Raw genomic sequence first — 25,320 nt, forward strand, 5'->3', positions numbered from 1 at the left:
CCGCACTCCGATGTTCCAGAGGGGGCGGCGGAAATATATCAAATCTACATTCGGCGCGGTGCACAAGGAACGGGTGTCGGACGAAAGTTGTTTAACTCGGCACTTTCCTATCTGGCAGTGGAACGCCCCGGCGCGGTATGGCTCGGTGTATGGTCCGGTAACACGAAGGCCATTGCCTTCTACGAAAAGGCAGGTTTTAGCCTCGTCGGCACCTGCGATTTCAAGGTCGGCGAATCGACCGATTTACATCTGATCTATCGTTGTTGATTCGTGAGGCCGCGATCAACCGGCTGCGGTGGTCGACGATTGCGGCCCACGGGGCGACCTTCGAACAGATCGTTGTGGAGCGCGAATAGGTAGGTGCGACGTTTCGAGCGGCTTCCGGGGCAACGATAGTCAACGATCCAGGCGGCATCGTTGACTGACCGCTTGTGGCCAGCCAGCGCCCCACGGTCGAGCGCGGCGATCGCCTCGTCGGGCATTCGATGCAAAAGGCATAAAACGACCCATTGCTGCCCGTCGAGCCATTGACGGCCCACGGGCGGATACCGGAGCGAAACCGTCATTCCGTACGGGATTAAGGATATAGGCCTGCACCGACCATCAGTGCTCGGTGGCCACAGGCCGGCTTTACAATCCTTTCGTGGCCGTTCGCAATGCGGCGTCGACGAATGGGCGTTCTCGCCACAGTCGATTGTGGCTTCGCGAGGCTGAAGATGAGACTTCATCGTCCGCACGGTCCGTTAGCAGCCTCACCTTCGGCGTTTCGACGTGTTAGCTAGGCCACACTTCACCTAACAAAATAGCAACACACACATTGCATTCCCCTAGCATTGCGGTTGCTGGCCGACGAAGAATTCCACATCTTCAACAAGTTCACACTCGCTATCGCTGGCGAGGGAGGGCGCTATGCGTATCGCATTGCTTTTCCTTATATTTTCCCTTTCTGGTTGCGGTTACTACTTCACTCCACGTCCTCCCATAATGGAGCGAAAATTGGGCGCCACTGGGAGTGAGTCCATTGGCGCATTGGCCACATCTGCCGATTACCGCGTGGTTTATGTTCAGATTCAGACTGACGCCCCACTTTGCATTGAGGCCCCCCCCGACGCAGCGGGGCAGTCAGCAGCAGCGCTAGCCGCCACACTTTCTGCCCCAGTCGGCGGAAAACCGATCAGTGCCGATGCACAATACACGATGGCCGTGGCAATCAAGCAGCTCTTCCAAAGGTCGCAAGGAGTTCAATTCTTTCGAGACAATGCCTTCGCGCTTTGCAATTGGTATTTAAATGCAAAGCATAAAGATGACAGCGCATACCTCGCAGAACTGAGGGCAACACGTGAGACAGCCGCAAAGTTAATCGAAAAAGAACTCGAGAATCCACGAACTCTCTCGTACGACACTACTCCGGGTCCGGTTATTTCCGCGCCATGGAAACCTGGCAAATCCGCGGACGGTGCAATGCCGGCCTCAGAGGCAGAAGCAAAATGACACGGCGAGTACTTGACGAGATGCGTGCAGCGCATGCCCGAGCGACGATGGTCTGAAAGGGGCAAATCATGAACAATTTAGCATCGTGCCTGATTTTGTTTGTGTTGGTTTTTGCGTCCGCCGACGCGCTTGCAGATAACTGGGGTTGTTACGATCCTCGACCGGGGCATCCGACATCTGCAGAAAAAATTCAGTTCGTTGATACGGTGTCGGCGCTTGCAATTGATGCTGAACGCAAACACGGCGTCCCGGCGGCAGCGATCGCGGCGATGGCGATCGTGGAGTCCGGATACGGATGGACTCGGACGGCCCTTTATGCTCGCAACCTATTTGGTTGGAAGTACTACTCGGCCGCATCTGCCGGCGGCCGGAAGAGCTATACGCTCACATGTCAACCGCCCGAAGACAGGAATAACCACTACATCGTCTTTGATAACATAGCTGACGCAGTCGATTTTGTCGCGGGCAAGCTCGCGACATTACCTGCTTACAGGCAAGACGGCGAGAAGTACAGACGGGCACGATCTGCCGGGACCGATGTCAAAGAGAGCGTTCGCACTTGGCTTGCGGGGATCGCTGCGCCCTATAATTGGAACCCGCAGAAATATGTGACAGACGTGACGCGGATCATGAACAATCCGCTCGCGCCGTCGGACACAATTTCTTCCGAGCACACTCTCTACAGCCTTTCCGTGGGCAATATGCTTGCTCCAACTGGTGAAATCCATGATGCGGCAGAACGCTCGAATGCTGGTGTGCTCGAAGCAACACGGGCGTTCTTTTCGTCCCGACTTATTACTCGACAGTGCGAGGCGCCCGCGAACAATTATCCTCGCTGGGAAGGCTTCCCTGTGCGGCGCTGCGTTTATGTTGATAGCGGCGTTAAGGTCCAGACGTACATGCTCAATGCGACCGCTGACCAACTTGCCACTTGGACAATCACAGCCTGTGAAGACGCTCGAGCCGCCGACATAAAAGAATGTGCTCGTGTTGTGTCTCGAACCATTTGGGCCGCATCTTCTGGGGTATTTCCGGTGGCAGGCTTTATTCCTGAGCCCGCATCTTCTGGTGGAGGAACCGGCAGTGCAACGAAGTGCTTTCTGTTCAGGGACGGCGTGACTATTACCACGAAGACTATCAAGGACGCTCCGTCAGCTGTCAGCTCCAGTTGTCCGGAGCCAGATAACAATGGCCCGATAGTGCAGGCAAAAAAATTCGCCCGGATCGCCTCAACGACGCGGGCGGAATATACGAGCGCAGGGGGTAAAGAGCCGGTCGGCACAGACAACGATGCAGACCCCCGGTGGGCGGGAGTCATTCGCAAGCTTTACCAAAACGCATGGGGTTCGGATCGCAATGTGCTGATATCAGCAAAAGCGCAGGCGCTACGAAAGGCAAACACGTTTCACTGACAGCAACTAGTCGAAACTCCAACGAAAGTGTCTCGCTCCATGCACCGTCGTATCTGTATTCTTCCCCTGTCGAGGCCCCCAAGAACCGTGACGGCGTGGCAGAGACGGCTCATCCAGTCCGGCCGCCGGAGGCTCATAGGGCCCGCGCCATTGCTCGCGATTTGAAGTGATAGTAGGCACAACGCTGGCGGAGCAAGGATGTCGCTTCCCGGAACAACAGCGGTCATCCAAGAGCCACGGAACGGCTCGGTTGAACGTCGCTTCGTGGCCGACCAGAGCCCGACGACCGAGCGCGACGATCGCCTCGACCGCGTATTATGCAAAGGGCATAACCCGACCCACAAGGGACATCCAGAACACTCGTCCATCGGGGCGGCATCGCGCCGAAAAGCGGCCGTTGACGGACCGGCATGGTCTCAGCCCGGCTTAGCTAAAAAGCGTTGCACCTCCGAAGTCAGCCAGTCGCGTAGCACCTTCACCTTCCGATCGTCCCGACTGCCGACGCGATACACGAGGTCATATCCCCGTTCAGCCTTGAGCTGAAGCTGCGGGAACGGCGCGACCAGGCGCCCCGCCATGATGTCGTCGCGCACCAGCACACTTCGACCCAACGCGACGCCTTCACCGCGTATGGCTGCTTCAATCGCCATGCTGCCGTGACTGTAGGCCGATCCCCGAACCGTGCGGCGCCTATCCACTCCTGCGAATGCAAACCATTGATCCCAGTTGGCAAGCATTCGCGCTTCGTGCAGCAGCGTGCAACGCGTGAGGCTGGCTGGATCCGGCAGGCCACCCATCTCGTCACGATAACGGGTACTGCACACTGGCGTAACGAATTCTTCGAGAATCCGCTCGCTTTGCGCCCCGGCGTAACGACCCGCGCCGTAGCGCACCGCTGCATCGACCAGCCCGTCTTCCAGATCGACGTTCAGATCGGTCACATCGAGGTGAATGTCGAGTTCAGGGTGCAAGGTCTTCAGGCTATGCAGGCGTGGTGCTAGCCACTTGCTCGCGAACGACACGCTGGTGCTGATCGTCATCCGCGACCCAGACTCATTTGCGCGCAGACGTTCGGCCTCCCGTGTCAGTTCTCCTAGCAGTCGAGCTACGGCGGCATGAAATTCCGCACCCTCATCGGTCAGCACGATCCGCCTCGTCAGCCGCCGAAACAGCGGTACGCCCAGGTGCGTTTCCAGCGTCTTCACATGTCGGCTGACCGCCCCATGCGTGACGTGAAGCTCTTCAGCCGCAAGTGTCATGCTCATCAGCCTTGCTGTTGCTTCAAACGCTCGCAAGGTCTGCAACGGAGGAAGCCGATCAAACATAAGTCGCTACGTGTGATTTTTACTCACGCATTATATGACGACAAATGGTTTGTCAGCGGTTTGCCACTGCCGCAACATCACTTCGCCTGCTGCGTCCGTGGCGGGTTTGCGAACTATTTAACGAGGTACGGATGGCACTCCATAGCTGGCTCATTTTTCTCGCGACGTCGATCGGAATGTCGCTCGCCCCGGGGCCGAACGGCCTTCTCGCGATGACACACGGGGCCATGTACGGGAGCCGGAAGACCCTCTTCACCATCACGGGTGCGCTGCTGGGCTTTGTTGGCGTCATAGCACTGTGCATGTTTGGTATCGGTGCGCTCGTCCGCGCATCGATGCTCTGGCTGATGGCGCTCAAATTGATCGGGGGTGTCTACCTGATCTATCTCGGGGTGCGAGTATGGCGGTCCCCGCCGATTACGCTCGAGATGAGCGACGTGCCAACGAGCGCCCGAGGTTGGGCGCTGTTCCGGCTTGGGCTTCTGTCTTCCGCTACGAATCCGAAGGGGCTGCTCTTCTTCAGCGCGCTGCTGCCCCAGTTCATCGATCCCCAACGACATCTCGCAACTCAATTTGTCGCGATCGCCGTTACTTACGTCGCAACTGAGTTTCTTGCGGAATATGCAGTCGCCTGCGCGGCCAACCGGATTCGCCCGTGGCTTTCACGGGCCGGACAACGATTCAATCGGGTCTGCGGCGGCATCTTTGTCGCGATTGGCAGCCTGTTGCCTCTGCACGTCTGAACCCGAATGCCTGCGAAACCGTCTATGTCGAGTCAATCCATCGTCGCTGAAATGACCACCGACGGCACAACCCGCTCGCTGCTCACCCTTCGCAATCTGGGCGCGCTGCTGTTGCTTGCCGTCATGTGGGGTTTGTCGATCCCAGTAACGAAGCTGGGACTTCAGACAGTGCCACCGCTCACGCTCACGGCGATGCGCTTCGGCATCGCGGTGCCGTTGCTGCTGGTCTTTGTGATTGCAGGCCGGCATTCGATGCCGTGGCGTGCGTTGCCTCGCGTCGCAGGGCTCGGCGTGCTCGGCGTAGGCGTCGGGCAGGTCTCTCAGACCTTCGGTGTGGCCGGAACGTCCGCGTCGGTCGGTACGATCATCTCCGCGACAATTCCCATCTTCATCGTTTTTTTTGCGGCGCTCCGGCTGCGACAGCCGGTGTCCAAACTCCAGCAGCTCGGCTTGTTTGCGGCCTTCGCGGGAATCGCACTTGTAGCGCTCGGCCACGAGGGCGCGACGGCGAACGCTCAAACGACAGTCGGCGGAGCCGCATGGGTTCTGCTATCGGCGCTCGCGATTGCGTTCTACTACGTGTGGAGCGTCGAGCTCACCGCCGCCTACGGTACCGCCACCGTAGCCGCATGGAGCACGCTATCCGGCTTCTTCGCGCTAATACCTTGGACCGTCCGTGAGCTCTGGAGCGTTACGTCGTTCCATATCACGGCGCAAGCGTTATTCGCTGCCATCTATCTTGGCGTCGTTGTAACGGTTGCGGGACTCTTTATGTGGCTGAACCTGCTAAGGATCGTTCCCGCTCGCGTTGCTGCGAGCGTTCAGTATTTGCAACCTGTGGTCGGTGTCGTCGCCGCATCGGCGATGTTCGGGGATCAGTTAGGGGCATCGTTCGTCGTGGGCGTTGCGTTGGTGCTGGCGGGTCTGGCTTTAACCATGGCACCTCGTCGCTCTGGCAGTGAGCAAGCGGGAGCGCCGGTAAGCAGGGGATAGCGGACGTTTGCAGCCGCAATCCGAAAGGCCGCTCTTGGCGGCGGCCGCCCCTCCGCAACCGGTTGTCCCGGAAGGCCGCCAACACAGTTGGTTGACCGTGCCGCTGTTCGGCAGTTGGATTGGTCTACCAACGGTCGCGATCAGGCATTGCGTCGACAGCCAACGCGATCCGATCCTCAAACAGACACTGGTCATGCTCGCTGGGCGACGGGATCTTCGGAAACTGTGCGTAGCGCTCCCCATCGATATCCACCCACTTCGCCAGTTGCACGAGCTTGCGATAGCGAGCGGCGTCCTTCAGGACTGGATCGATCGGCCAGCTGTCGATCGTTGACACGGTGGCATCGACGAGCCTCTGGGCGAGCATCGCGAAAAGGGGGCCGCGCGTTTCCCAGTCTTCGTCGTTGCGCGCGAGCATGTCGATGACCATCTGTGAATCACAGGCTCCGAGCTCTTTCTCAATCAGGTCACGCAGGTCGCCCTCGGTGATTTTCGGGCGACTCAGGCGGCGGTTCCAGATGTGAGCACACCGGGTCATTGCGGATTTCTCGTCCTTGCCGACCGGCAGCCACGGCGTCGACATGCCGCAGTCTGCGCAATGGATGCAGACCAGCTTTTCAGTTTGGGGAGCAAATGCGGGGCGGGGCATGACGTCACCGATGACGGGCGGCCCGGCGTGGCGGCCATATTTGCCGAAGTCGAAGGGTGAGGCATTGGCTTCCGCGACAAGCCGTTGGGAAAATCCAAGGGTGCCGCGGCCGCCGCAGTGGTCGCAGGGATAGAGCTGTTCGTACATTGTCCGAGTCGTCGCCGTGCATTTATTGGGAGATGCGTGCCCGCATTATCGTTGGACATTGGACGAGCGAAAAGCCGATTCACAACCGGTAAGGTGCCGCTTTACGTGTGACGAATAGCGTTTGGGAAATCGTGATGAAAGCTGCCGTCCAGCTGCCGACCGGCAGCTTTCTTGCCGACGCGGTTCAGCGGCTGTCTGGAAGGGTTAGGGCCAGGCACCCATTCGCCCCATTGCTTGAAGAAGAACGGGACCTTCGCGGCAGCGCACTGATCGCGCAGCGAACGTGCCCAATCGGGATGCATCGGCCGGGCGCCACGTCCGCTTTCGCCACCGGCAATCACCCAGTCCAGCGCCTCGAGGGCGGTGGTGTGGTCGCACCAGTCACTGCTCGCGAACATGCTTTCGAAGCTCACGGGGCCCAGAAGAGGCTCCATCGAGAGGAAGCGGACATGCGCAGGCACCGCAAGCAGCTTGGGGATGTCGCGGTCGGCCTCAGCCTGATTGACGGTCGTTGCGCCGAGCCAGACGTTGTCGCGGCCAGCGAGCCAATCGCGCGATCGCGCGCGAGCGACCGTGTCGGACACGTTGCCGATGCGCTTCGTGAGCAACAGCCAGTTCAGGTTCGGCGTGCACTCGATCAGCTCGAACAGATCGCGACGCCATAGGGGATCGACCTCGTTGTCGAACACGTCGGCGAGCGACGCGCAAAACACGCGCTGGCGGCGACCGTGCTGTGCGAAGAAATCAGCGTGGCGCGCGTTCCACCTGCGCGAGCTTTCCATCAGGTCACTTTTCGGCGAAAGCTATATGGTTTAGTCGATCTTTCCGGAGTAAGGCCGTTAGCCGGCTGACGGCGGCAAAGTTATCGGCCGCGTGCCTGCGGATTGAACACGGGCCTGCCTACCTTGCCAGCTGGCGCACGCGCCCGGATATCCACAGGCTTATCCAGCGCAACGGTGGATATCTTGCCGCGATGGACGTGGGGGTTTTCCCGGAAAGCCGCACCGATTTCTCCGGCATTGCGGCCGTAGGGCCGTTCCGTTGGCGATACGATCGACTGACCTACCGCGTCGCTGACGCATCGACCTAACGCCCACAGCAAGTGAGCGCTTTTCATTCACCCCGACGGGTTCACACCCGTTGCGGGGGTGTTCCCGTCAATCGAGACGACCGGGAGCAACATGAACATCAATCGACCGCTTCGCATCGGCATGCAGATGCATTGCCTCTCATACGAGACACACGATCGCCTGCTGCGGATCGTGAAGTCGAAGAAGCGGTATTCGCCCCATTACCGCGCGGCTGCCCTGCGCCTTCTGGTGGTTGCAGCACCCGGTTCGGTGACTGGCGGACGTGTATTCGCCGAGCGTCGTCGTCGGGTACGGATCCACTACGGCATCCAGGACTGACGTCCAATTCTTTAACCCCGTGGGGCACGCCCCTCGGGGCATGCCTCGTCTATTTTTCGGACCTTGGGCATGAGCAGAAACTCCGCACAACGTAAGCACGATCTGACAGCGGATTCGTGCCAGAAAGAGCTGGTGAAGCTGATCCAGTCGTTTTCCCATGGACATCATCTTCATACGGTGTTTTCCGACTTCGTCGAGTTGAGTGCGCTGGCGATCAGCAACAGTGTGGACCGCGCGCAGTTCGATGCTCGCGAGAAGCGTTACCTCGATATCGTCGGCAAATACAAAAAGGAGGAGGTTGCGAAATTCCCGCAAATGCTTGGCCTTCTCGTTGAGTCGTTCGAGCTGCGTGTGGCGATGATCGGCAAGCCAACGGCAGGCGCTCAATTGGTTGGCGCCGGCCTGACGGACGTTCTCGGCGAGACCTATATGATGCTGGGGATCGGAAACGATCGGGCCGGTCAGTTCTTCACGCCTTATAGCGTGTCCCGGATGATGTCGATGATGCTGATGGGCGATTGCGGTGCCGAAGTTCAACGGCGCGGCTTTATCCGGCTTCAGGAGCCCGCATGTGGCGCTGGCGGCATGGTGATCGCTGCGGCGGAATCGTTGCACGCTGCAGGCCACAACTATCAGCGGGCGATGTACGCCACCTGTATCGATATTGATCCGTGTTGCGTTCACATGGCCTATGTGCAACTGTCGTTGCTGCACATTCCCGCAACCGTGGTACATGGCAACGCGCTGTCGATGCAGGTATGGGGCACGTGGCACACGCCTGCGCATGTGCTGGGCGGCTGGACCTTCAGGCTGCGACGGAGGGTCGAGGCAGAACTGCTTCGCGATGCTGTTGCGCCCGAGCGCGACGAGCCAGTCGAAGAGCTCGCAGTAGCCGCCCGGCAAGATGCGGGTGAGGATGCGGTCGCGACCCAGATGGATGACCCGGATGTCGCTGTGCTGAAACGGGCAAACGGCAAAGCCGTAGACTTTTCTCCTGTTCGTGAAGCGGCGTCTCTGGCGGAACTGTTCGAACAGTCGCTTGCGAGCAGCACACGCGAGCGCTCTGTGTTCGATACGATTGACCAGTTGACGCTCTTTTGAAACGAAGGCCCACCCTGGAACGGTGGGCCTTTTTTCTTAGCGATATGGAATTGTGAAGCTTTCCGCTGAAACGCCGGCGGATCGTGACGGTATCTTTGCTGAACCTACCGCGTCTCTGACGCATCGACCCAGCCGGCTCGTCCGGCATCCATCTTTGACCCCATCGGGAACCACTCCCGATAGGGAGCAGGTTCCCCTTCCTGGAGAACCTGCAATGCAACAACTTACTGCACCCCTGAAGCGCATCAAGCTCGGTCGTAACCCGCGTACGTACTTCGATCCGAAGGCGATGGCGGAACTGACCGAGTCGATCCGCGCGCACGGCGTGGACACGCCGATCATCGTTCGCCCCGTTGTCGAGGACGACTTCGACTTCGAGGTGATCGCGGGTGGCCGCCGCTATCGCGGCGCCATGGACGCTCACGGTGAAGACTTCCCGATGCCCATCGTTGTAAAGGACGTCGATGAAGTCGAAGCGCGCCGGATTGCGCTCACCGAAAACATCCAGCGCGACGACCTCTCGCCTGCCGAAGAAGCCGTCGATGCCGCCGAGCTGCTCGGGCTGCACGGCGGCGATCGCGACGTGACTGCCAAGATCCTTGGCTGGTCGCGCTCGACGCTCGACAGCCGCCTTGCGCTGCTGAACTGTTCGAAGGCGGTGCTCGACGCGCTGAGCGAGCGCAAAATCAACATCGCTCACGCTGAACTGCTGGCGGCACTCTCGAAAGAGAATCAAGACAAGGTCCTGCCAGTCGTTGTCTCGGAAAAGCGCTCGGTCGCCGACGTGAAGAAGCTGGTCGAGCAGGCGTCCTGTGCGCTTGCCGCGGCCATCTTCGACAAGGCTGATTGCGCGGGCTGCCCGCACAACTCGTCGACGCAGGCGCAGATGTTCGGCGAGGCGATCGGCACCGGAAACTGTACCAACCGCAGCTGCTTCAACGACAAAACGGAGAAGCAGCTGGAGGCGACGGCCGCGGGGCTGCGCGACGAATTTCAGACCGTGCGGATCGTACGGGCTGGCGACAACAACACGCGCGTGCAACTGGCTGTCGATGGAGCGAAGGGCGTCGGGCTGGAACAGGCGAAAGCCTGTCACGCCTGTTCGAACTACGGCGCGGCCGTGAGCGGCCTGCCGGATTCTGTAGGCAAGGTCTACCGCGGCCAGTGCTTTGACACCGTCTGCAACATGAAGAAGGTGGCGGCTCGCATCCAGGCGGAAAAGGCTGCATCGCAGCCGGCAACGCCTGACAGTGCAAAGTCCGCACCGGCAGCCAGAAGCGCGAGTGCGGGCAGCACGTCCGCCAGTGCTCCGGCGTCCACGAACCCCTCGGTTACGGTCATTACCGAGTCCGAGAAGGTGAAGGCCTATCGCGTGAAGCTGTGGCGCAAGGCCTTGCGCGCTGATATCGGCATGAATCACGAACTGGCCCGCCAGTATCTGATTGCAGTCGTGCTCAGCGGTCACGCACGTCAGGTCGACGACGCTGCGTTCCGCAAGTTCTTCGAGCGGATTGTCGGCAGCGAGGCGCCGGTGTCCAACCTGCCGAAGGCGATCGATGCTGTACAGGCAGCGAAGGAAGGCTCACAGGCAGATCTGATGATTGCAATGCTGTTCGCCGCGATCGAAGGTCTGGATGTGACGCATCTGACGCAACTGTGTAAGGCGCACAAGCTGGAGCTCAAAAAGCACTGGAAGCTCGACAAGGAGTTTCTGGAGCTGATCACGAAATCCGAAATGCTGGTGCTGGCCGACGAAATCGGCATTCGCGCCGCGCTGGGCGAGACCTTCAAGAAGGTCTTCGCGAAATCGAAGCCGGAACTCATCGAGGCGCTGCTCAAGGTCGAAGGTTTCGACTACGAGGGCAAGCTGCCGAAGGTGCTGAAGTTCTGATATCGCGGGGCGCTTTCTGCGTCCCGTCCCCCTCCCTATGTATGCGCCGCCATCGCGCGGCGTCTCCCTTTCTTTCGAGGTTTTCAATGTTCCAACAACTTGAAGCGCTGGTGCGAGCCAGCGGCAAGCTGCAACTTACGCTGAAGATGGACAACGACCGCATGGCGGTAGTGGTTGTGCCGCAAGGCGAGGGCAAGGACGCCGCGCTGCGGCAGCCGCTGGTCCTCACCGGTACGGCGGCCGAGCTCGATGAGGGCTTCGGTGCGGCAATCGGTTCGTACTCGACGGCTCATGCGTCGCTGACCGAACAGGTTGCTGCAACGACGGCGATCCTGCAGGAAGCGGAGAAGAATCAGGCGACCAAAGCGCAGAAGTCTCTCGCAAAGGGCAGTAAGACCGCACCGGCGAAAGCCGGTCAGTCGAACGCCAGCAGCGAGGGCGATGAAACCGGCAACGATGATGACGAACAGTCAGCGTCTGCGTCGGCCGCGCCGGCATCTGCAACACCTGTGGATGCCGGGAAGTCCTCCGGTACCGATCTTCTTTCCCTGCTCGGCTGAGGTACGCCATGTCCATTTCCATCGCCCGTCTGGTTCGCGAGTTCGTCTACAACGGCGTGAACTTCGTCGATCCCGGTCCGACCTTCTCTCCCGAAGAGGTGCGCGATCTGTATTCCGCCCAGTATCCGGAACTGACCACAGCCGCCATTGAGGGGCCGGTCTACAACGGGGAAACCGCCCGCTACACGTTCATGCGTGCAGCCGGTGCGAAGGGTAGCGATGCGTAAGCGCGCGCTCATGCAATGCATCGCTGATGAGGCAATGCCATCGTCCAATGAACCGCCCGAAAGGGCGGTTTTTTTTCATGACAAGGAGATCGAACAATGTTCTTCGATCCTCGGCCGGCTGATGCGCACGTCGCTCTCGACGGCGTCAGCTGGCAACCGCAGCGGCGTGCCGTTGCCCGCCGTAGACCTGCCCATGATTTTCTGACGCTTCCGGATGTGTCGTGCGCTGTAGTTGCACGTCCGTCCATGAAGTGGCCACAGGATCCGGAAGTGGCACGGCTCGTCGCGTCCCACTTCGAGTCCGGCGTGCTCCGGGCGTCCGATGTCAACGATTACGCAGGCGCCGGACATGCGATGGCGCAGGCGTTGTTCAGCTGGATCAGGCGACGGTGCGGCACGCTGAAGCGGCTGACTCTCAGGCCGGTGCTGCTCGATGTCGTGTCTGTTCAGGACCAGATCATGTACCAGGAGAACTCCGGGGAGTTCGAAGTGAGCTCGCCGCTGTATCTGGGCATCGAAACCGTCGACGACTACATCTACATGATTGAGGATCGCGCGGCACCGTTGAACAGGGCGCATCCGCGGCTGCTCGCCACGGCGCTGATCCTGATCAACAGGGCTTCGTTTCGCACGCTGCTGATGCGAACGCCCGACGACTTCCTCGGCATGTATTCGCAATGGCATTGGGATGGCGATCCGTCGTGTACCGACGAGGAGGCGATCGAGCTGCTGCAAGACCGCTTTGGTGACGACCCAAAGGAGTACGAGCAGTACCTCCCGTCCGTTGTTCACGACGAGCTTTGTCCGGACAGCATGAAGATTGGTCGGTACGACCTGCGGGCGGGGCGGTGGCGTTCGTTTCCCGCATTGGGCATCGAGGCGCTACGGCGTCTTGGCTACACCGAGCGTGGCTGGATACGCGAGCTCTGCGCGGAACTGGAGCATCTGGCGGTTCTGCTGACGAAGGCCGGTCGCCGGTCTCTGTTTGACTGGGCGTTCAGGCCGGAGGCGATCTATGCCGCCACGTCCATCGCGGCGTGCGACGGCCCGTATGTCGGCGATGTACTGGATACCCATTACGAGTACTTCAGCAACGGCGGCGATGGATCGTGCTTCCACGGTTTCATCGCGCTGGCCACCACCCCTGACGACCTCCGCAAGCAGTACGCGGACCTGTCGTTCGGCTTTTCCATTCTTCGACACGTTGACCGCGTGGTTTCACTCATCACGCGCGATCCGCAGGGGACAAACCAATGAAAGAAGTTTATCTGTCGACTGGGCATTCGGTCCCGCTGTCGGTGACCGGTGCAATCCTGTTGTATTCGGGTGTTGCGAGCACGGATAGTCCGGTCTACGCGACAGCCCATCCCGTCACTATCAAGGGCAAGCGTCCTGTGATTGGTGCCGGGCGGCCGGTGGACCGGCAGGCGCTGTTCACGGCGCTCGATTCACTTGCCGAACGCTGTGCGGCGAAGGCCGAGTTTCTGCCGGAGAGTGTCCTCGCGATCGACCGGACCGCTGTGACCTGGTGGTGCCGGCCGACAATGCGGCGGGTGTTTTTCGACTGCCCCGAGCTTGGCTCGGTGACCGCAGTGGTGCCGCATCCGGGCCTGATCTTTCAGGCGCGCAATAGCGGGTTCTATGTGTATGCAGTTGACGGCGCCGCACGGCCGACACCTGACATCGCCTTGTTTGAACCGCCGTATTTCAACACATGGGACCACGGTTCCATCTGCATCGGCTCCGCACGTGTTCCCGATCGCATCGACATCGCGTCGATCAACGGCTGGGAATGCGGCTTCTTCGAATCCGCGTTCACCCACCCCAACGCGGGTGGCAAACGCGTCAATCACCCAGGAGGCGAATTTGCATTCTGGAAGGAGATGCTGGCGGGCGAGTACGGCGAGCAGTTCCCTCTGCAATGTCTCGTGCCCATGAAGCGGACGCTCGGCGACCTGATAGCGCAGGGCCCCAAAGGCTGAAAATGAACATTCTTGATATGACGTTGCAACGGTCGTTTCCGACCGTCATGGTCCCGCGTAACGAAGCCGTCGCAGAGATGCAGACGGCGGGTGAGCGGTTGCTGGTCGCTGAGAACGGCGTGTTCCTCGAGCTCCGGCGTCCCTGGCTTTCGCTGGTGCGGCAGATTGCGGAGTTCACTGTCCCCACGGCCATACCGTATGGACGGGTTACGCCGGCGACGCGGCTGCTGTGCGAAACAATTCCGGCCCATCTGGTAGGTGCGTTTGCCGGGATGGCCCGCAAGGCGCATCCGATGGAAACCGGAGCGTGGATTGTGTGGAGTCCGTCGACCCAGGCCTTCCGGCTTGCGCCGGTGGGCATCGTCACCCATACCGGCGGTTCGCTGAAGTATCAGCCCCCGGCTCTCGTCGGCGACGAGGTGCTGGTGATGGACTGCCATTCGCATGGCAGCCATCCCGCGTACTTTTCGTCGACCGACAACGACGATGACCGGCATGACGTGAAGTTTGCGCTTGTCATCGGCAACTGTGACCGTTCGAATCCGAGCATCGCCGTGCGTCTGTGCGCAAAAGGGATCTTTGAGGAGACGGAGCGGGCGCCGGCGTCGTGGTATCGGGCTGTACGCGTAGCGGAGGCCGTATGACGGACGCGATCCGCCACGAAATTGCGGCGCACATGGCGCAGCGCCCCTGGAGAGTGATCGTCATTGGCGCGGGCGGGACTGGCAGTGCTGTTCTGCCAGCCCTTGCGCGGTTGCATCACGCCATGATCGAACTCGGACACCCCGGAGGGATCGAGTGCACGGTGTACGACGACGACACGGTCAGCCCGACCAACGTTGGACGGCAGGGGTTCTATCCGAACGATGTGGGCAGCTACAAGGCCTCGCTGATCGTGAACCGGCTGAACATGTTGATGGGTACCAACTGGCGTGCGGTCACGCAACGCCTGAATGGTCGCACGGCATTGTTCAATGTCGACCTCGTGATTGGTTGCGTCGATACGCGTGCTGCACGCAAGGCGATTCTCGACACCGTCGGGAAGTCGCATGCGTATTACCTCGACTGCGGCAATGACACGGACCGCGGGCAGGTGTTGCTTGGACAGACCATGCCCGAGTCGAAGAGAAAGGTCAGTCCGGACCGTTTGCCGCATGTTGGCGACCTCTTTCCCGAGCTGATCGACCCTTCGAAAGACGCCGACGACGATACGCCGTCGTGCTCGATGGCTGATGCGCTGCGCAAGCAGTCGCTTGTCATCAATTCAGCGATCGCGGTACAGGCGTTCAATCTTCTGTGGACGCTGTTCCGTACCGGCTCGCTGAAATACTCGGGCGTGTTTGTGAACCTGGCAACAGGCCGCACGAACCCGATACCGATTGACCCGGCTGCCTGGGCCCGCTTCGGATACGAGGCACCCACGCGGCCTGAAAGGAAATCGCGTAAGGCCCGCAAGGCTAAACCCGGTTCAATAGATTAGACGTGTTGACGCCTTCGGGCTGATGCACTGGTTCCTACGCTATACAAGGCGTTCCTCCGGGAGCGCCACAATCCACTTCCTACGGGGTTTTTGATGAAAAATGATGCAATGATTTTACTGAAGTCGTTCCAGAGCGTCGCAATGCTGTTCTGGAGCAAGCGTGTGCACGCGCTCTGGCCGTTCGTTGTCGTGTTCGCGGGGCGGTACCTGCTTCCGATGGGCAGCTGGCTGGCCGATAAGGCGAATGAGCGCCTGGTCTCGTATGAGATGTCGGCGCCGAATCTCGGCTGGATGCTGGTCGTTATCCTCGGCGGCATCTTCCTCCTGCTCGTCGCCAGGACACTCGCCGAACGCAAACCTGATTCGAGCTGGGAATGGGTAGCGCGAGGCTTGCGCGCTCTTCTGACGGGGCACGCGCTCCCCAAAATCGTCCTGCTTGCCGTCGCGCTTTCAGGAGCCTGCGCGGGCTTTGGCGTTGAAGGTCTCAAATTCGGCGCGCCCTTCCTGCTCCTGATTTACTTCATCGTGTCGTGCGTGCATTCGCTCGTGTTGTTCTCTGATATGCCCGCACGGTAATTAGCGTCGGGTCTGACTACTGCCAAACAGGCGCCGCTCCCGAAAAGGACGGCGCCGTTTTTTTTGCGCGGCCGATCGGGCAAGCCCGCCCTCGCGTTGAAAGCGGGGCGGTTTTCTCGATGTTTCCAGGCGAGCCGCGCGTCGGACTGGCCTAGACTGGCCGTATCACCCGCGCTTTTGCGCATCGAAAGAACACTCTGGCTCGCCGGAGTGCGTACACCTTGGACCGACGAATGCCGGTCATCCACGACGGGCGTCCGCCTGTCTTCAACCCCGTTGGGAGCCAATCCCAGCTGGGACCCGGCTCCTTTTTTTCAGGAGCTGTTCCATGTTGAAAATCATCGTCAGCATCATTGTCTGCTCGCTGCTCGGCGCCTGCGCGAGTACCGATTTCGGGTCACCGAATACGTATCAGCGTTACGACGTCCAGCACGCCGGCACGGTTGAAGAGGGCACCGTAGTCCGCACCCGCTCAATCTCCATTGAAGCAGGTTCGGACAACTCCGGGCTCACATCGCTGATCAGCGCAGGTGTGGGTGCCTTCCTCGGTAGCCAGACCATCGGCAACGGCACAGGACGCTACATCGCGGGCGCCTTGTCTGGTGCTGCATCGGGCTTTGTCGCCCAGAAGGTTGCACAGGCCATGTCGCAGCGTTCAGGGCTCGAGATCATCGTGCACAAAAGTTCGGGCACCAGGGTTGTCGTCGCTCAACCCGATGACCAGCGTTTTGTCCCGGGCGAGCACGTGCTTCTCGTTTCCACCAATTCGGGTCTTCGCGTCACCCACTGACCCGCCATTCAGATGCCGGCAACGCCGGCGCATTCCTTTATCGCGAGGTGTTCCCGAAAGGGCACCTCGCTTTTTTCTTTTTCTGAGGTTTAAATGCTTAAGGTTCCAAAGGTGTTCCATGCCGACCGCCGCAGTTCGGGCGTGGCGGCAGACGCCGCCGCTGCACACCACGCGACGCAGATGCTGCGTCGTATCGCCCGCGACCTGCGTTTGCGCTCCGGCGAGCACGAGATTGTCACCGAACCGGCTGGCCGCAATCGCGGTTGCCGCCTCACCCTGCGAACCCCGGCCCTCATGCTGGAGGTTACAGACTCCCCGACCCGACAAAAGGTCGCCGTTTCGTTCCGCACGCGTCGCGGCCGCTCCGATCTGTCGGGCGGCGGCGACAACGCGGTGTCACTCGAGCAACTGTCTTCCCGCGAGGGATACGACGCGCTGCTTGGCGGTCTGCGGCTTGCAGGCGGCCTCGATGGCGAATGCCGGTAGGAGCAGCAATGGAAATCGTCGAAATCTCAATCGAGTTTCCATCTGGCATAGTTATCACGGATCGGGCGACGTTCGTTCGCGATCTGGGCCATGTCCACCTTTCCGAGCGTCTGCGGGCTCTCCTTCAGCGGCTTGGCGAGACTGAAGCCCCGCCGAAGCTCACCGTATGCATAGACGGGGCAGCGGTGAACGCCGACCAACGTCTGGACGGCAGCTATTTCGTGGACGTCGAAGCGTTGCATGGCGACATCCAGAACCGGGGACTGGCGCGTTGCCTGTTTGGATGGACGAAAGACCAGCGGCAGCAGTTTGGGCGGTTTTGCCATTCGCTGACTGTCGTCTCGGTTGTCGGCGCGGTTGGCATCTTCCACTCAGCCACGACGTGGACCACCAGCGAGCGTCTCAACGAGGCGGTGCTGGTTCTCATCGTTGTGGTAACCTTTCTTCAAGGCATGAATTCCATGAACGGAGAGTGAGCATCGGCTTCAGTTTCTTTGCGCTGGGTGTGGCTGTGGCCCTTGCTGTACTTGGCCTGGTCATGGATCGCAACGGTCGTAAGGCAGACCGTGCTCGCCGGCGCCGCCATTTCACGAATTCCATAAACGGAGACTGACCATGGGCTTTGGTTTGTTCGTCCTGCTTCTCACGGCGCCCATTCTGGGCTACGGCGCTTACATGACCCATCTCGGTCGTAAGCACGATCGGGAGCGTCGGCATCCCCGCATCCCGCGCTGATTGTTGAAGTGGACCGGCGACGTCGCCGGTCCTCCAACCATTTAAAGGCTGCACCTTCGGGTGTGGCCTTTTTTATTTTCCGAATCCCATGTCCGAACTTCTCGATCCGCCGGTCGTGCATGCCAGCACGCCGTTTGATCCTGCTGGAAAAACCGTCAACCAGGTTGTCAATCACATCGAACGCATTCTTCGCCGGTCTGAACTTGAGCCGGAATGGATTGTTGCTGCCAACTTCATGAACGATCCGAATGAAGAGTGCTACGGGCTGTCCGGTTCACGTGATTGGCCGGATGGCTGGACGGTCCGCCGACGGCTGGCCCTGTCGATCGCGCGCGGCAACTGGGAAGGCTGGATCATCCAGATTGATTTTGTTCAGTTCGTCCCCGTAGGTGAAGCTGGGCACTGGAAGAGCCAGCCGGTCCTGCGCATGAAGACGCTTTCGCGCACACAAGCATGGGCGATCGCCGCCGTTGTCTCGCGGATGCTCGACCTCGACTGATTCGATTTTCTTGATTTTTTTGCAATCCCGGACGGGGCCATCTCCCCTAATGGGGTGTTGGCCCCGTTCCATTTTTTGCGGAGCCAACATGTACCAACTCTCGATTCCCGGCCAGGTCTTCACCACCCCGACGCTCTCCGGGGTGTTCGCGCTGTTCGCCAACGAGGCGGTCCAGGCAACTGAGACCACTTTGATCAACCTGGATGGCGGTGCGGCCGCAGTACGCGTGACGCGCTACAACGGCACACTCGGCATCCGTCGCGACGGCACGGTCGCAGAAATCGTCGCGGCAATGTTCGATGAAGTCCGTTCGCTATGGCTGTCGACCTATGGCCCTGATCCGAAGCCCTGGCGGATCCGTGCATCGCACTGGGAACTGTTGTTCGCGCTTTTCGATCTTGCGCGTACGCCAACCCGGTTCCTGTCGACCAACCAGATCGACGCGCAAAGGGCGGCCGGGCGCGAAGCGGGCCAGTTCTTCAATCTGTCGTCGCTCTTTAATGACCTGGCGAACGAACGCTTCGGATTTACCAGCGGCGGTCCTTGTGTCCCAAGAGGCAGCACGAACGGCCGACATGAGGTGCACGTCGCCTACGCGTTGCTGCGCAACGAGCCCATTGCCGAAGCAGTGCTCTCGGAATACCGGGCAATGGAAAGGGCATTCCGTTACGGCCTCGAATGGGCGTCGACGTTGCTGGAGGTTCCGACGCTACGCGGGCGGCTACCGGCAGCAAAACTGCAGCAGCTGGTGTCCGTGATGCGTGCGGCGAAACAGCCGGTCACGGCAGAAACGGTCGACTCTCTGGTGGTCGCTGTCGCCGGCATATCCAATGCGCCGGACTTTATCGAGATCGACGACGCGCTGTTCGCGGCGGGCATCCTGAGCGTGGACGTCCTGCCATCCATGTTCAACGAGCCCGCGGAACTGGGAACACCGGTGAACGCTTTCGCAGCATGTCTGCGCCAGATTCTCGCAGACGCGCGTCGCGACCGGGCGGTCGATCATGCCGACATGGAGCGCGCGCAGGGGCGCATGACTGCGCGGCGGCACAAGCTCGAATCCGGCATGGCGTTGCTGTTGCACGGTCGCGAGACCTTCGAATGGGCAAACAGGGTTGCAGTTGCTCTGGAACAGCGTGACCTGTCGCTACTGCTGCAGGTGCTCGACAGCCCTGACACCCGCAACCGCAGTAGCAAGCGCGCGGTGGAAGAGCACTACGGCGTCCGGCTGCGCGGAATGAATGCGAAGGATCGCCGTCGCGCGATTTTCGCCTTGTGCGGTATGGACGCAGCGGCTCAGGCAACCTGGGAAGCTGCGGACGCTGAACGCAAGGCGGCAGCACGCAAGGCGGAGGACGCCCAGTTTGCGAAGGAAGCCGCCCAGCGGGCACAGTACCAACGTCCCGACGGGGTCGTTATTGATGGTGCCAGTCATGTCGAAGACGCGATCGCTTCTGGCTTCCGGGAAATCCGGGATTGGCCCATGGGTGCGAGCAAACAGTACGCGCTCGTCAATCCGGATCTGGGCGAGGCGCGCACACTTCGTGCAAAGGACGGCACGCTGGACTACGCCCGCGCGATGCTTGAACGGCTTGCAGCCTGAGGGAAAAGGCCATGCGATTCGATCGTACTCCCAAGGTCGAAGGTCTTCGCTGGACTTCGCGGATGCAGGCCTTGCATCTGAGCCGTCAGGATCGGGCTCGCCAAAAGATCGAGCGTGCCTACCCGCTCTTCAGCGATCAGATTGAAACGCCCCAGGCGCTTTCGGTTGATGAAGAGCGGCAACGGCGCGAGCGGCTGCTGTATCAGAGCGAGCATCGCATGCGCGACCTCTATGCCCAGCAATGGCGTCGCCTGCGTCGCGAGTACTTCGCATGCACGCCCGACATGCACGCGCGGATCATGGAGGCCTGGAAGGCGTGGCGCGGTCCGGCCAGGCCTGTCTGTTTCGCCTACGTGATCGAGCAGCACAACGGCGTGGGCGAAGAGAAGTCCTGGCGGTACCGCGAGCAGGAAGCAGCGATGGTGGCCAGAATCGATGCAGCACGGGCGGCGCAGACGGCGCTGCTCTGACAGCTTTTTTAACCCACAGCCGGCGCATGCGCCGGCTTTTTTTTGCGTGCTGGTCTGACGCGAGAAGTCTAAGCGGGGTCAATCTGCTCATCATTCAGGCAAACCGTCGTGCAGCGGCCGCTCATACTGAGCTCTGTTACCCGCGTCCACGACGCATCGACCCGCCGGAGATCCGGCAACAATTCTGCCCTTGGGGATCACGTCCCTTGGGGCGCTGTTCAGGGGCACTTCCTTCGAGGACACCCCATGAATCATCCGAACGCTGTTCCCGGAACCCGGGACGTTTCAATCGCCCAGATTGAAACGGCGATCAACGTCTGGCGCAACCGCAATCCGGCCATCTCCGACGAGGAGGTGATGGTGCTGTGCGCTGAAGCACGCTGTCTCGCCACTCTGTACGGCGACATGATCTTCACCCGCGCGAGCGTCGTGCCACGCGAAACCCTTACCGAAGCTCAACTGGCCGCTCTGGCTGGCGCGCAGGCGTAAGGTACAACCGTTTTCCCGCGTCTCCAGGACGCATCGAAGCGCCGCATCCGCGGCACATCCAACTCGCCCCTCAGGGACCACGTCCCATGGGGCGTCGTTTCGTGGGGCTCTTCCTTTTCAGGTATCCCCATGAGCGCATCCCAGAAAGTTGCTACAGCTGCCGGTCGGCCGCCCAGCGTTATCACGCGCGCCAACCAGGTCTCACCGTCGCAACTCATCGAACTGATGAATGCGTACGTACCAGCGCGCCTTCCCGTGCTGATCAGTGGTGCACCCGGTATCGGCAAGAGCGATATCGTCGAACAGGTGGCGCGAACCACTGGCCACGACCTGCTCATCAGCCATCCCGTCGTTGAAGACCCGACGGATTCTAAGGGTCTGCCATTCCCTGACGGGCGCGTCGCCCGCTTCCTGCCGTTTGGGGATCTCGAACGCGCATTGAGAGCGACAACGCCGCTGCTCTGGTTCCTTGACGATCTGGGCCAGGCATCGCCGGCAGTGCAGGCGGCAAAGATGCAACTGCTGCTGGCACGGCGCATTGGCGAACACGCGCTGCCCGACTGCGTCACGTTCGTTGCGGCCACCAACCGGCGCAACGACAACGCCGGCGTGTCGGGGATTCTGGATCCCGTCCTCTCACGCTTCGCGACGATCGTGGAGCTGGTGCCGAATATCGCTGACTGGACGGCGTGGGCGGTGCGAAGCGGCGTTCCTGCCGAGCTGATCGCGTTTCTGCGGTTCCGGCCAGATCTGCTCTCGGTGAAGAAGACCTCACGGGACATCGAAAACGCAGCGAGCCCCCGCACATGGGGATTCGTCGCGAAGACGATGCCGGTCGTGCCGAAGTCGCTCGAGCTCGTCTCCTACGTCGGTTCGGTGGGCGAGGCGGCGGCGAGCGAACTGATGAGCTTTCTTGCCATTTACCGCGAACTGCCGTCGCCCGACGCCATCATCATGTCGCCGGACACGGCGCCCATCCCTGATACCCCGGCCGCACTGTATGCGGTCAGTTCGGCGCTGGCGGCTCACTCGACCGAAGGCAACTTCGAGCGGGTGCTGACCTACAACCAGCGGCTGATTGACGTCGGCCACCGTGAATTCGGTGCGCTCCTCGCGCGCGACGCTGTGCGTCGCAAGCCAGAACTGGCGGGCACCCATGCGTTCATCCGCGCGCAGGGTGGCGAGATCGGAAAAATCATCCGCGGCGAGTAAGCCGCCTCCTGTTGCTTCATCCGTTGTTCGCTTTGCCACGGCCCGCCTCGCGCGCCGTGGCCTTTTTCTTTCTGCTCTATCCAATCCCTATATTTTCTGGAGTTTTCCATGAACATCACTGAACTGAAATCCCGCGTCATGCTGTCGGCCGTCACGGTATCTGCCTGGCAGGCGCGCTGCTTCGATGTGAAAGCGACCGAAGAAGTCGAGAAGAACCACCAGGCGAAGGACATCGGGCGCTTCAACAAGCGTCTGCTGCCCGAGCATGCGCCGAGCTACAAGGAGGTGGTTTCGATCGGCAATCGCATTCGCCGCTATCACTACGACCATTCGCTGAAGTACGAACAGCTGGGCGTGCGCCTGCTGCCGACGACGATCTACATGGACTTCGCCGACCAGATGCGCCGGATGAAGGATGAGTTCGATCTCGCCGTTTCCGTCTTCCTGACCGACTACCTAGATCTGAAGGAACAGGCACGGGTGGAACTGAACGGGCTGTTCAACGAGTCGGACTATCCCACGCTGGCCCGCATGTCCGAGAAGTTCGGCGTCAAGCTCGCGGTGCTGCCGTTTCCGGACGCGAGCCAGTTTGGCGTCGATCTGCCGGCCGACGTGCTGACGGATCTTCGTTCGGAAATCGACCAGCACGTGCTCGCCTCGATCTCAACGGCGAACAACGATCTGGTCGGGCGTCTGTACGAGGCCGTCTCGAAGCTGGCCGACAAGCTGTACGGTGCCACCGATGTTCGCCTGGGCGTCACCAACCAGGTGCGCGAACTGTGCGAGCTGCTGCCGAAGCTGAACTTCACGAACGATCCGAAGCTCAGCCATATCCTCGAACAGGCGAAGACGCATCTCGCCGTTCACACGGGTGCGGATCTGAAGGAGTCGAGCGTGCTGCGCTCGCAGGTCGCGGCCAAGGCCACGGAAATCGAGGGGCTGATGGCAGCGTTCATGGGCGGGGCACCGGAGCCGATGGCCAATCAGGTCGCGTCGTTCGCGCCGCTGGAGCAGGTTGTCCAGCCGGAGTCGACGCCGCTTCTGCGACTCGTCGCCTGAGGTGGCCATGGACCCGCGCATCTCGAAGCAACGCACGGCGCTGGTCCTCGACCAGCCGTTCTTCGGCGCACTCGCTTTGCGTCTGAAGGTGGTCGAAGATCCGTCGTGCAGGACGTTCTGGACCGACGGGGAATCGCTGGGCTACAACCCGGCGTACCTCGGCGGCCTGAACGATCTGGAGACACGCGGCGTGCTGGCGCATGAGGTTCTGCACGTGGCCAACGGCCACTGCTGGCGCCAGGGCGATCGCGATCCGAAACTCTGGAACGACGCGTGTGACTATGCGATCAATCCGATCGTGCTCGACGCTGGCATGCTGCTACCAAAGGGCGTACTCGTCGATGCCCGCTTCAGGGGCAAGTCGGCCGAGGAGATTTACGGCATCCTCGCGCAGGAGAAGCGGCAGAAGGAAAAGCAGCAGGGCAACGGTAAGAAGGATGGTGGCACACCGGATGGGCAGCCTGGCCAGCAGTCGACGTCACAGTCGGCTCAACAGCCAGGCAGCACACCCGGGGGCAACAGCCCGCCAAAATCGGCGAACGGCGCGACCACACCGTGCGCAACACCCGAGTCCGGCACCTCTCCCGACGCAGCCCCCTCCTGTGGCGAGGTCCGTCAATACAGCGGTGGCGACAAGGCGCAGAAAGAAGCCGACTGGAAGGTTGCCGTCCTGCAGGCTGCGAAAGCGGCAAAGATGCGTGGCCGAATGGGCGGCTCTCTGGAAGGCATGCTCCAGGTGGCGGTGGAACCTGTCGTTGACTGGCGCGCGATCCTGCAACGCTTTGCGCAGGAATCGTCGCGGACTGACTACAGTTTCGCGATGCCCAATCGCCGGTATCTGCACATGGGACTGTATCTACCCTCGCTCAACGAACCGGCGGTCGGCGATGCGGTGTTCGTGCGCGATTCCAGCGGTTCAGTGTTTGACGAGACGCAGGCGCAGTTCGACGCCGAAATCCTCGTTGTGAATGAGACGGTGCGGCCGCGGCGGCTGATCGTGCTGGACTGCGATACGCGCGTGAAGCAGGTGCAGATCTTCGAGCGCGGCGACGCGGTCGAGCTGCTACCGGTGCGTGGTGGTGGAGGCACCTCGTTTGGCGATCCATTCAAACGGCTGGTCGACGAAGGCATTCAACCCTCGTTTCTGGTCTATCTCACCGACATGGATGGAGCGTTTCCGACCGATGAACCGTCCTATCCCGTCCTGTGGGCCTCGACCGTGCCGCTCAGGCGCGCGAAGAAGGCACCATTTGGCGAGATGATGGAAGTGATCTGCTGATGGGGATGTCTGCCCCCTTGTCCTGAACCCCAGCCCGGCAATTGTGCCGGGCTATTTTTTTGCCCGTGGACCCTCCCTGCGGTCGGGCTGCTCCCGCCGCCACGAGCGGTCCCTCGACGGGCAGACGTGAATCATCGACACCCATTAGCGCGCCCGCGTCAAGTGAGCAAACAATACGGTCGACTGCCCGAGCAGCCGATTTCGGTTTCACTCTCCGAATGCAATAGCCGAGCGCACCCGTTTCTTCGATTCTTGGCTGCGACGGATCGCGCCAGACACCCATCAGGTTCAAGCGATTGGTGTACATCGGCTGCCTGTCGCCCTGGTGGCTATGCACCCCGGGAAGAACTTCGATGCCGCAACGCGTCCATCGGGTTCGCATAATACACGTGGTTGCCAAACGTCCGGCACCAGTCCAGGGCTGGCTCGCGTTGCAGGCGATCCACTTTGCTGCACATCGGGGAACGGCGGCACGACATCCCATTCAATCGCGGTGGCTGTTCGCCAATCGACGATCAGGGCTTGCCGGTCGACGTTGTGACGCTTAGCCACGCTATTGCTATCATTCGATGCCTTCGCGGACAGCCGGACCGAAACACCCGCAACACGCGCACGACAAAACGACCAGACCTCAGGGGGCATGCATGGAATTTCGCCAACTTCGCTACTTCATCGCGGTCGCCGAGGAAATGAACATCACGCGGGCGGCCAA

At 60.8% G+C, this 25,320-nt stretch carries 29 protein-coding genes; 25 read left to right on the top strand and 4 right to left on the bottom strand.

Features of this window, described 5'->3' with window-relative positions; translation table 11 throughout:
• The coding region (locus tag BTH42_RS34035) for an N-acetyltransferase (protein ID WP_143752328.1) at nucleotides 1–267 on the top strand (267 nt) is incomplete at its 5' end.
• Here the strand turns inward: BTH42_RS34035 and BTH42_RS35290 are convergent.
• The gene (locus BTH42_RS35290) at nucleotides 255–566 is read right to left on the bottom strand and encodes a hypothetical protein (RefSeq protein WP_143752329.1); all 312 of its coding nucleotides are present in this window, start codon (nucleotides 564–566) and stop codon (nucleotides 255–257) included. The two genes, BTH42_RS34035 and BTH42_RS35290, sit on opposite strands and share 13 nt — an antisense overlap.
• A 343-nt stretch (nucleotides 567–909) precedes the next feature.
• On the opposite strand from BTH42_RS35290, the gene BTH42_RS35295 reads away from it, so the two are divergent.
• Both BTH42_RS35295 and BTH42_RS34040 read left to right on the top strand, forming a co-directional pair.
• Nucleotides 910–1,491 carry a hypothetical protein gene (locus BTH42_RS35295; RefSeq protein ID WP_143752330.1) on the top strand — a complete coding sequence of 194 codons (582 nt, stop codon included), beginning with the start codon at nucleotides 910–912 and terminating at the stop codon, nucleotides 1,489–1,491.
• 68 nt (nucleotides 1,492–1,559) lie between these two features.
• On the top strand, nucleotides 1,560–2,903 hold the full coding sequence (locus tag BTH42_RS34040) for a glucosaminidase domain-containing protein (RefSeq protein ID WP_075305550.1): 1,344 nt from the start codon (nucleotides 1,560–1,562) through the stop codon (nucleotides 2,901–2,903).
• 416 nt (nucleotides 2,904–3,319) lie between these two features.
• Here BTH42_RS34040 and gcvA read toward each other — a convergent pair whose 3' ends face one another.
• On the bottom strand, nucleotides 3,320–4,228 hold the full coding sequence (gene gcvA / locus BTH42_RS34045) for a transcriptional regulator GcvA (RefSeq protein ID WP_075305551.1): 909 nt from the start codon (nucleotides 4,226–4,228) through the stop codon (nucleotides 3,320–3,322).
• Nucleotides 4,229–4,359: 131 nt separating this feature from the next.
• Here gcvA and BTH42_RS34050 point away from each other — a divergent pair, with 131 nt between their 5' ends.
• Together BTH42_RS34050 and BTH42_RS34055 are read left to right on the top strand one after the other, a co-directional pair.
• Nucleotides 4,360–4,971, top strand: coding sequence for a LysE family translocator (locus tag BTH42_RS34050; protein ID WP_075305552.1), 612 nt, complete (start codon nucleotides 4,360–4,362; stop codon nucleotides 4,969–4,971).
• 24 nt (nucleotides 4,972–4,995) lie between these two features.
• Nucleotides 4,996–5,964 (top strand): DMT family transporter, encoded by a 969-nt coding sequence (locus tag BTH42_RS34055; protein ID WP_083655048.1) that lies wholly within the window; start codon nucleotides 4,996–4,998, stop codon nucleotides 5,962–5,964.
• A gap of 124 nt (nucleotides 5,965–6,088) precedes the next feature.
• On the opposite strand, the gene BTH42_RS34060 is transcribed toward BTH42_RS34055, so the two are convergent.
• Both BTH42_RS34060 and BTH42_RS34065 read right to left on the bottom strand, forming a co-directional pair.
• Nucleotides 6,089–6,760 (bottom strand): Lar family restriction alleviation protein, encoded by a 672-nt coding sequence (locus BTH42_RS34060; protein WP_075305553.1) that lies wholly within the window; start codon nucleotides 6,758–6,760, stop codon nucleotides 6,089–6,091.
• Nucleotides 6,761–6,861: 101 nt separating this feature from the next.
• Nucleotides 6,862–7,542: a DUF5131 family protein gene (locus BTH42_RS34065; RefSeq protein ID WP_083655049.1), complete on the bottom strand. Its 681-nt coding sequence runs from the start codon at nucleotides 7,540–7,542 to the stop codon at nucleotides 6,862–6,864.
• A gap of 399 nt (nucleotides 7,543–7,941) precedes the next feature.
• Between BTH42_RS34065 and BTH42_RS34070 the strand changes: the two genes are divergently transcribed.
• From BTH42_RS34070 to BTH42_RS34165, 20 genes are all read left to right on the top strand, one after another.
• Nucleotides 7,942–8,169 (top strand): hypothetical protein, encoded by a 228-nt coding sequence (locus BTH42_RS34070; protein WP_075305554.1) that lies wholly within the window; start codon nucleotides 7,942–7,944, stop codon nucleotides 8,167–8,169.
• A gap of 69 nt (nucleotides 8,170–8,238) precedes the next feature.
• Entirely contained in the window at nucleotides 8,239–9,270 is a 1,032-nt protein-coding gene (locus BTH42_RS34075) for an N-6 DNA methylase (RefSeq protein WP_075305555.1), read from the top strand.
• 214 nt (nucleotides 9,271–9,484) lie between these two features.
• Nucleotides 9,485–11,161 carry a PRTRC system ParB family protein gene (locus BTH42_RS34080; protein WP_075305556.1) on the top strand — a complete coding sequence of 559 codons (1,677 nt, stop codon included), beginning with the start codon at nucleotides 9,485–9,487 and terminating at the stop codon, nucleotides 11,159–11,161.
• An 86-nt stretch (nucleotides 11,162–11,247) separates the two neighbouring features.
• Nucleotides 11,248–11,721 (top strand): PRTRC system protein E, encoded by a 474-nt coding sequence (locus BTH42_RS34085; protein WP_075305557.1) that lies wholly within the window; start codon nucleotides 11,248–11,250, stop codon nucleotides 11,719–11,721.
• An 8-nt stretch (nucleotides 11,722–11,729) separates the two neighbouring features.
• Nucleotides 11,730–11,948, top strand: a complete 219-nt coding sequence (locus BTH42_RS34090) for a PRTRC system protein C (protein ID WP_075305558.1) — start codon at nucleotides 11,730–11,732, stop codon at nucleotides 11,946–11,948.
• 96 nt (nucleotides 11,949–12,044) lie between these two features.
• On the top strand, nucleotides 12,045–13,205 hold the full coding sequence (locus BTH42_RS34095) for a PRTRC system protein F (RefSeq protein ID WP_075305559.1): 1,161 nt from the start codon (nucleotides 12,045–12,047) through the stop codon (nucleotides 13,203–13,205).
• Nucleotides 13,202–13,930, top strand: coding sequence for a PRTRC system protein B (locus BTH42_RS34100; protein ID WP_075305560.1), 729 nt, complete (start codon nucleotides 13,202–13,204; stop codon nucleotides 13,928–13,930). The genes BTH42_RS34095 and BTH42_RS34100 overlap by 4 nt, the downstream gene beginning before the upstream one ends.
• A 2-nt stretch (nucleotides 13,931–13,932) precedes the next feature.
• On the top strand, nucleotides 13,933–14,574 hold the full coding sequence (locus tag BTH42_RS34105) for a PRTRC system protein A (protein WP_075305561.1): 642 nt from the start codon (nucleotides 13,933–13,935) through the stop codon (nucleotides 14,572–14,574).
• On the top strand, nucleotides 14,571–15,410 hold the full coding sequence (locus BTH42_RS34110) for a PRTRC system ThiF family protein (protein WP_075305562.1): 840 nt from the start codon (nucleotides 14,571–14,573) through the stop codon (nucleotides 15,408–15,410). Before BTH42_RS34105 ends, BTH42_RS34110 begins: the two co-directional genes overlap by 4 nt.
• Before the next feature lie 93 nt (nucleotides 15,411–15,503).
• Nucleotides 15,504–15,986, top strand: a complete 483-nt coding sequence (locus BTH42_RS34115; RefSeq protein WP_143752331.1) for a hypothetical protein — start codon at nucleotides 15,504–15,506, stop codon at nucleotides 15,984–15,986.
• Nucleotides 15,987–16,314: 328 nt separating this feature from the next.
• Nucleotides 16,315–16,776, top strand: a complete 462-nt coding sequence (locus BTH42_RS34120; RefSeq protein ID WP_075305564.1) for a glycine zipper 2TM domain-containing protein — start codon at nucleotides 16,315–16,317, stop codon at nucleotides 16,774–16,776.
• Nucleotides 16,777–16,869: 93 nt separating this feature from the next.
• On the top strand, nucleotides 16,870–17,262 hold the full coding sequence (locus tag BTH42_RS34125; protein ID WP_075305565.1) for a hypothetical protein: 393 nt from the start codon (nucleotides 16,870–16,872) through the stop codon (nucleotides 17,260–17,262).
• A gap of 8 nt (nucleotides 17,263–17,270) precedes the next feature.
• Entirely contained in the window at nucleotides 17,271–17,738 is a 468-nt protein-coding gene (locus BTH42_RS34130) for a hypothetical protein (protein WP_075305566.1), read from the top strand.
• Nucleotides 17,739–18,085: 347 nt separating this feature from the next.
• Nucleotides 18,086–18,496 (top strand): hypothetical protein, encoded by a 411-nt coding sequence (locus tag BTH42_RS34135; protein ID WP_075305567.1) that lies wholly within the window; start codon nucleotides 18,086–18,088, stop codon nucleotides 18,494–18,496.
• Between the two features lie 88 nt (nucleotides 18,497–18,584).
• Nucleotides 18,585–20,099, top strand: a complete 1,515-nt coding sequence (locus BTH42_RS34140) for a hypothetical protein (RefSeq protein WP_075305568.1) — start codon at nucleotides 18,585–18,587, stop codon at nucleotides 20,097–20,099.
• 11 nt (nucleotides 20,100–20,110) lie between these two features.
• Complete coding sequence (locus BTH42_RS34145; RefSeq protein ID WP_075305569.1) at nucleotides 20,111–20,569, top strand: hypothetical protein; 459 nt, start codon at nucleotides 20,111–20,113, stop codon at nucleotides 20,567–20,569.
• 246 nt (nucleotides 20,570–20,815) lie between these two features.
• Nucleotides 20,816–21,058, top strand: a complete 243-nt coding sequence (locus BTH42_RS34150; protein WP_075305570.1) for a DUF3717 domain-containing protein — start codon at nucleotides 20,816–20,818, stop codon at nucleotides 21,056–21,058.
• Nucleotides 21,059–21,283: 225 nt separating this feature from the next.
• Nucleotides 21,284–22,270, top strand: coding sequence for an ATP-binding protein (locus tag BTH42_RS34155; RefSeq protein ID WP_075305571.1), 987 nt, complete (start codon nucleotides 21,284–21,286; stop codon nucleotides 22,268–22,270).
• Between the two features lie 108 nt (nucleotides 22,271–22,378).
• Nucleotides 22,379–23,329 carry a hypothetical protein gene (locus tag BTH42_RS34160; protein WP_075305572.1) on the top strand — a complete coding sequence of 317 codons (951 nt, stop codon included), beginning with the start codon at nucleotides 22,379–22,381 and terminating at the stop codon, nucleotides 23,327–23,329.
• 7 nt (nucleotides 23,330–23,336) lie between these two features.
• Entirely contained in the window at nucleotides 23,337–24,608 is a 1,272-nt protein-coding gene (locus tag BTH42_RS34165) for a VWA-like domain-containing protein (RefSeq protein WP_075305573.1), read from the top strand.
• Nucleotides 24,609–25,320 lie beyond the last annotated feature (712 nt).

This window comes from Burkholderia sp. SRS-W-2-2016 (assembly GCF_001931485.1).
Lineage (GTDB): Bacteria > Pseudomonadota > Gammaproteobacteria > Burkholderiales > Burkholderiaceae > Paraburkholderia.

Excerpts from the sequence above, each read along its gene's own strand:
- BTH42_RS35290 (WP_143752329.1), bottom strand. The coding sequence starts at position 566 with ATGACGGTTTCGCTCCGGTATCCGCCCGTGGGCCGTCAATGGCTCGAC.
- BTH42_RS35295 (WP_143752330.1), top strand. The coding sequence starts at position 910 with ATGCGTATCGCATTGCTTTTCCTTATATTTTCCCTTTCTGGTTGCGGT.
- BTH42_RS34040 (WP_075305550.1), top strand. The coding sequence starts at position 1,560 with ATGAACAATTTAGCATCGTGCCTGATTTTGTTTGTGTTGGTTTTTGCG.
- gcvA (WP_075305551.1), bottom strand. The coding sequence starts at position 4,228 with ATGTTTGATCGGCTTCCTCCGTTGCAGACCTTGCGAGCGTTTGAAGCA.
- BTH42_RS34050 (WP_075305552.1), top strand. The coding sequence starts at position 4,360 with ATGGCACTCCATAGCTGGCTCATTTTTCTCGCGACGTCGATCGGAATG.
- BTH42_RS34055 (WP_083655048.1), top strand. The coding sequence starts at position 4,996 with ATGTCGAGTCAATCCATCGTCGCTGAAATGACCACCGACGGCACAACC.
- BTH42_RS34060 (WP_075305553.1), bottom strand. The coding sequence starts at position 6,760 with ATGTACGAACAGCTCTATCCCTGCGACCACTGCGGCGGCCGCGGCACC.
- BTH42_RS34065 (WP_083655049.1), bottom strand. The coding sequence starts at position 7,542 with ATGGAAAGCTCGCGCAGGTGGAACGCGCGCCACGCTGATTTCTTCGCA.
- BTH42_RS34070 (WP_075305554.1), top strand. The coding sequence starts at position 7,942 with ATGAACATCAATCGACCGCTTCGCATCGGCATGCAGATGCATTGCCTC.
- BTH42_RS34075 (WP_075305555.1), top strand. The coding sequence starts at position 8,239 with ATGAGCAGAAACTCCGCACAACGTAAGCACGATCTGACAGCGGATTCG.
- BTH42_RS34080 (WP_075305556.1), top strand. The coding sequence starts at position 9,485 with ATGCAACAACTTACTGCACCCCTGAAGCGCATCAAGCTCGGTCGTAAC.
- BTH42_RS34085 (WP_075305557.1), top strand. The coding sequence starts at position 11,248 with ATGTTCCAACAACTTGAAGCGCTGGTGCGAGCCAGCGGCAAGCTGCAA.
- BTH42_RS34090 (WP_075305558.1), top strand. The coding sequence starts at position 11,730 with ATGTCCATTTCCATCGCCCGTCTGGTTCGCGAGTTCGTCTACAACGGC.
- BTH42_RS34095 (WP_075305559.1), top strand. The coding sequence starts at position 12,045 with ATGTTCTTCGATCCTCGGCCGGCTGATGCGCACGTCGCTCTCGACGGC.
- BTH42_RS34100 (WP_075305560.1), top strand. The coding sequence starts at position 13,202 with ATGAAAGAAGTTTATCTGTCGACTGGGCATTCGGTCCCGCTGTCGGTG.
- BTH42_RS34105 (WP_075305561.1), top strand. The coding sequence starts at position 13,933 with ATGAACATTCTTGATATGACGTTGCAACGGTCGTTTCCGACCGTCATG.
- BTH42_RS34110 (WP_075305562.1), top strand. The coding sequence starts at position 14,571 with ATGACGGACGCGATCCGCCACGAAATTGCGGCGCACATGGCGCAGCGC.
- BTH42_RS34115 (WP_143752331.1), top strand. The coding sequence starts at position 15,504 with ATGAAAAATGATGCAATGATTTTACTGAAGTCGTTCCAGAGCGTCGCA.
- BTH42_RS34120 (WP_075305564.1), top strand. The coding sequence starts at position 16,315 with ATGTTGAAAATCATCGTCAGCATCATTGTCTGCTCGCTGCTCGGCGCC.
- BTH42_RS34125 (WP_075305565.1), top strand. The coding sequence starts at position 16,870 with ATGCTTAAGGTTCCAAAGGTGTTCCATGCCGACCGCCGCAGTTCGGGC.
- BTH42_RS34130 (WP_075305566.1), top strand. The coding sequence starts at position 17,271 with ATGGAAATCGTCGAAATCTCAATCGAGTTTCCATCTGGCATAGTTATC.
- BTH42_RS34135 (WP_075305567.1), top strand. The coding sequence starts at position 18,086 with ATGTCCGAACTTCTCGATCCGCCGGTCGTGCATGCCAGCACGCCGTTT.
- BTH42_RS34140 (WP_075305568.1), top strand. The coding sequence starts at position 18,585 with ATGTACCAACTCTCGATTCCCGGCCAGGTCTTCACCACCCCGACGCTC.
- BTH42_RS34145 (WP_075305569.1), top strand. The coding sequence starts at position 20,111 with ATGCGATTCGATCGTACTCCCAAGGTCGAAGGTCTTCGCTGGACTTCG.
- BTH42_RS34150 (WP_075305570.1), top strand. The coding sequence starts at position 20,816 with ATGAATCATCCGAACGCTGTTCCCGGAACCCGGGACGTTTCAATCGCC.
- BTH42_RS34155 (WP_075305571.1), top strand. The coding sequence starts at position 21,284 with ATGAATGCGTACGTACCAGCGCGCCTTCCCGTGCTGATCAGTGGTGCA.
- BTH42_RS34160 (WP_075305572.1), top strand. The coding sequence starts at position 22,379 with ATGAACATCACTGAACTGAAATCCCGCGTCATGCTGTCGGCCGTCACG.
- BTH42_RS34165 (WP_075305573.1), top strand. The coding sequence starts at position 23,337 with ATGGACCCGCGCATCTCGAAGCAACGCACGGCGCTGGTCCTCGACCAG.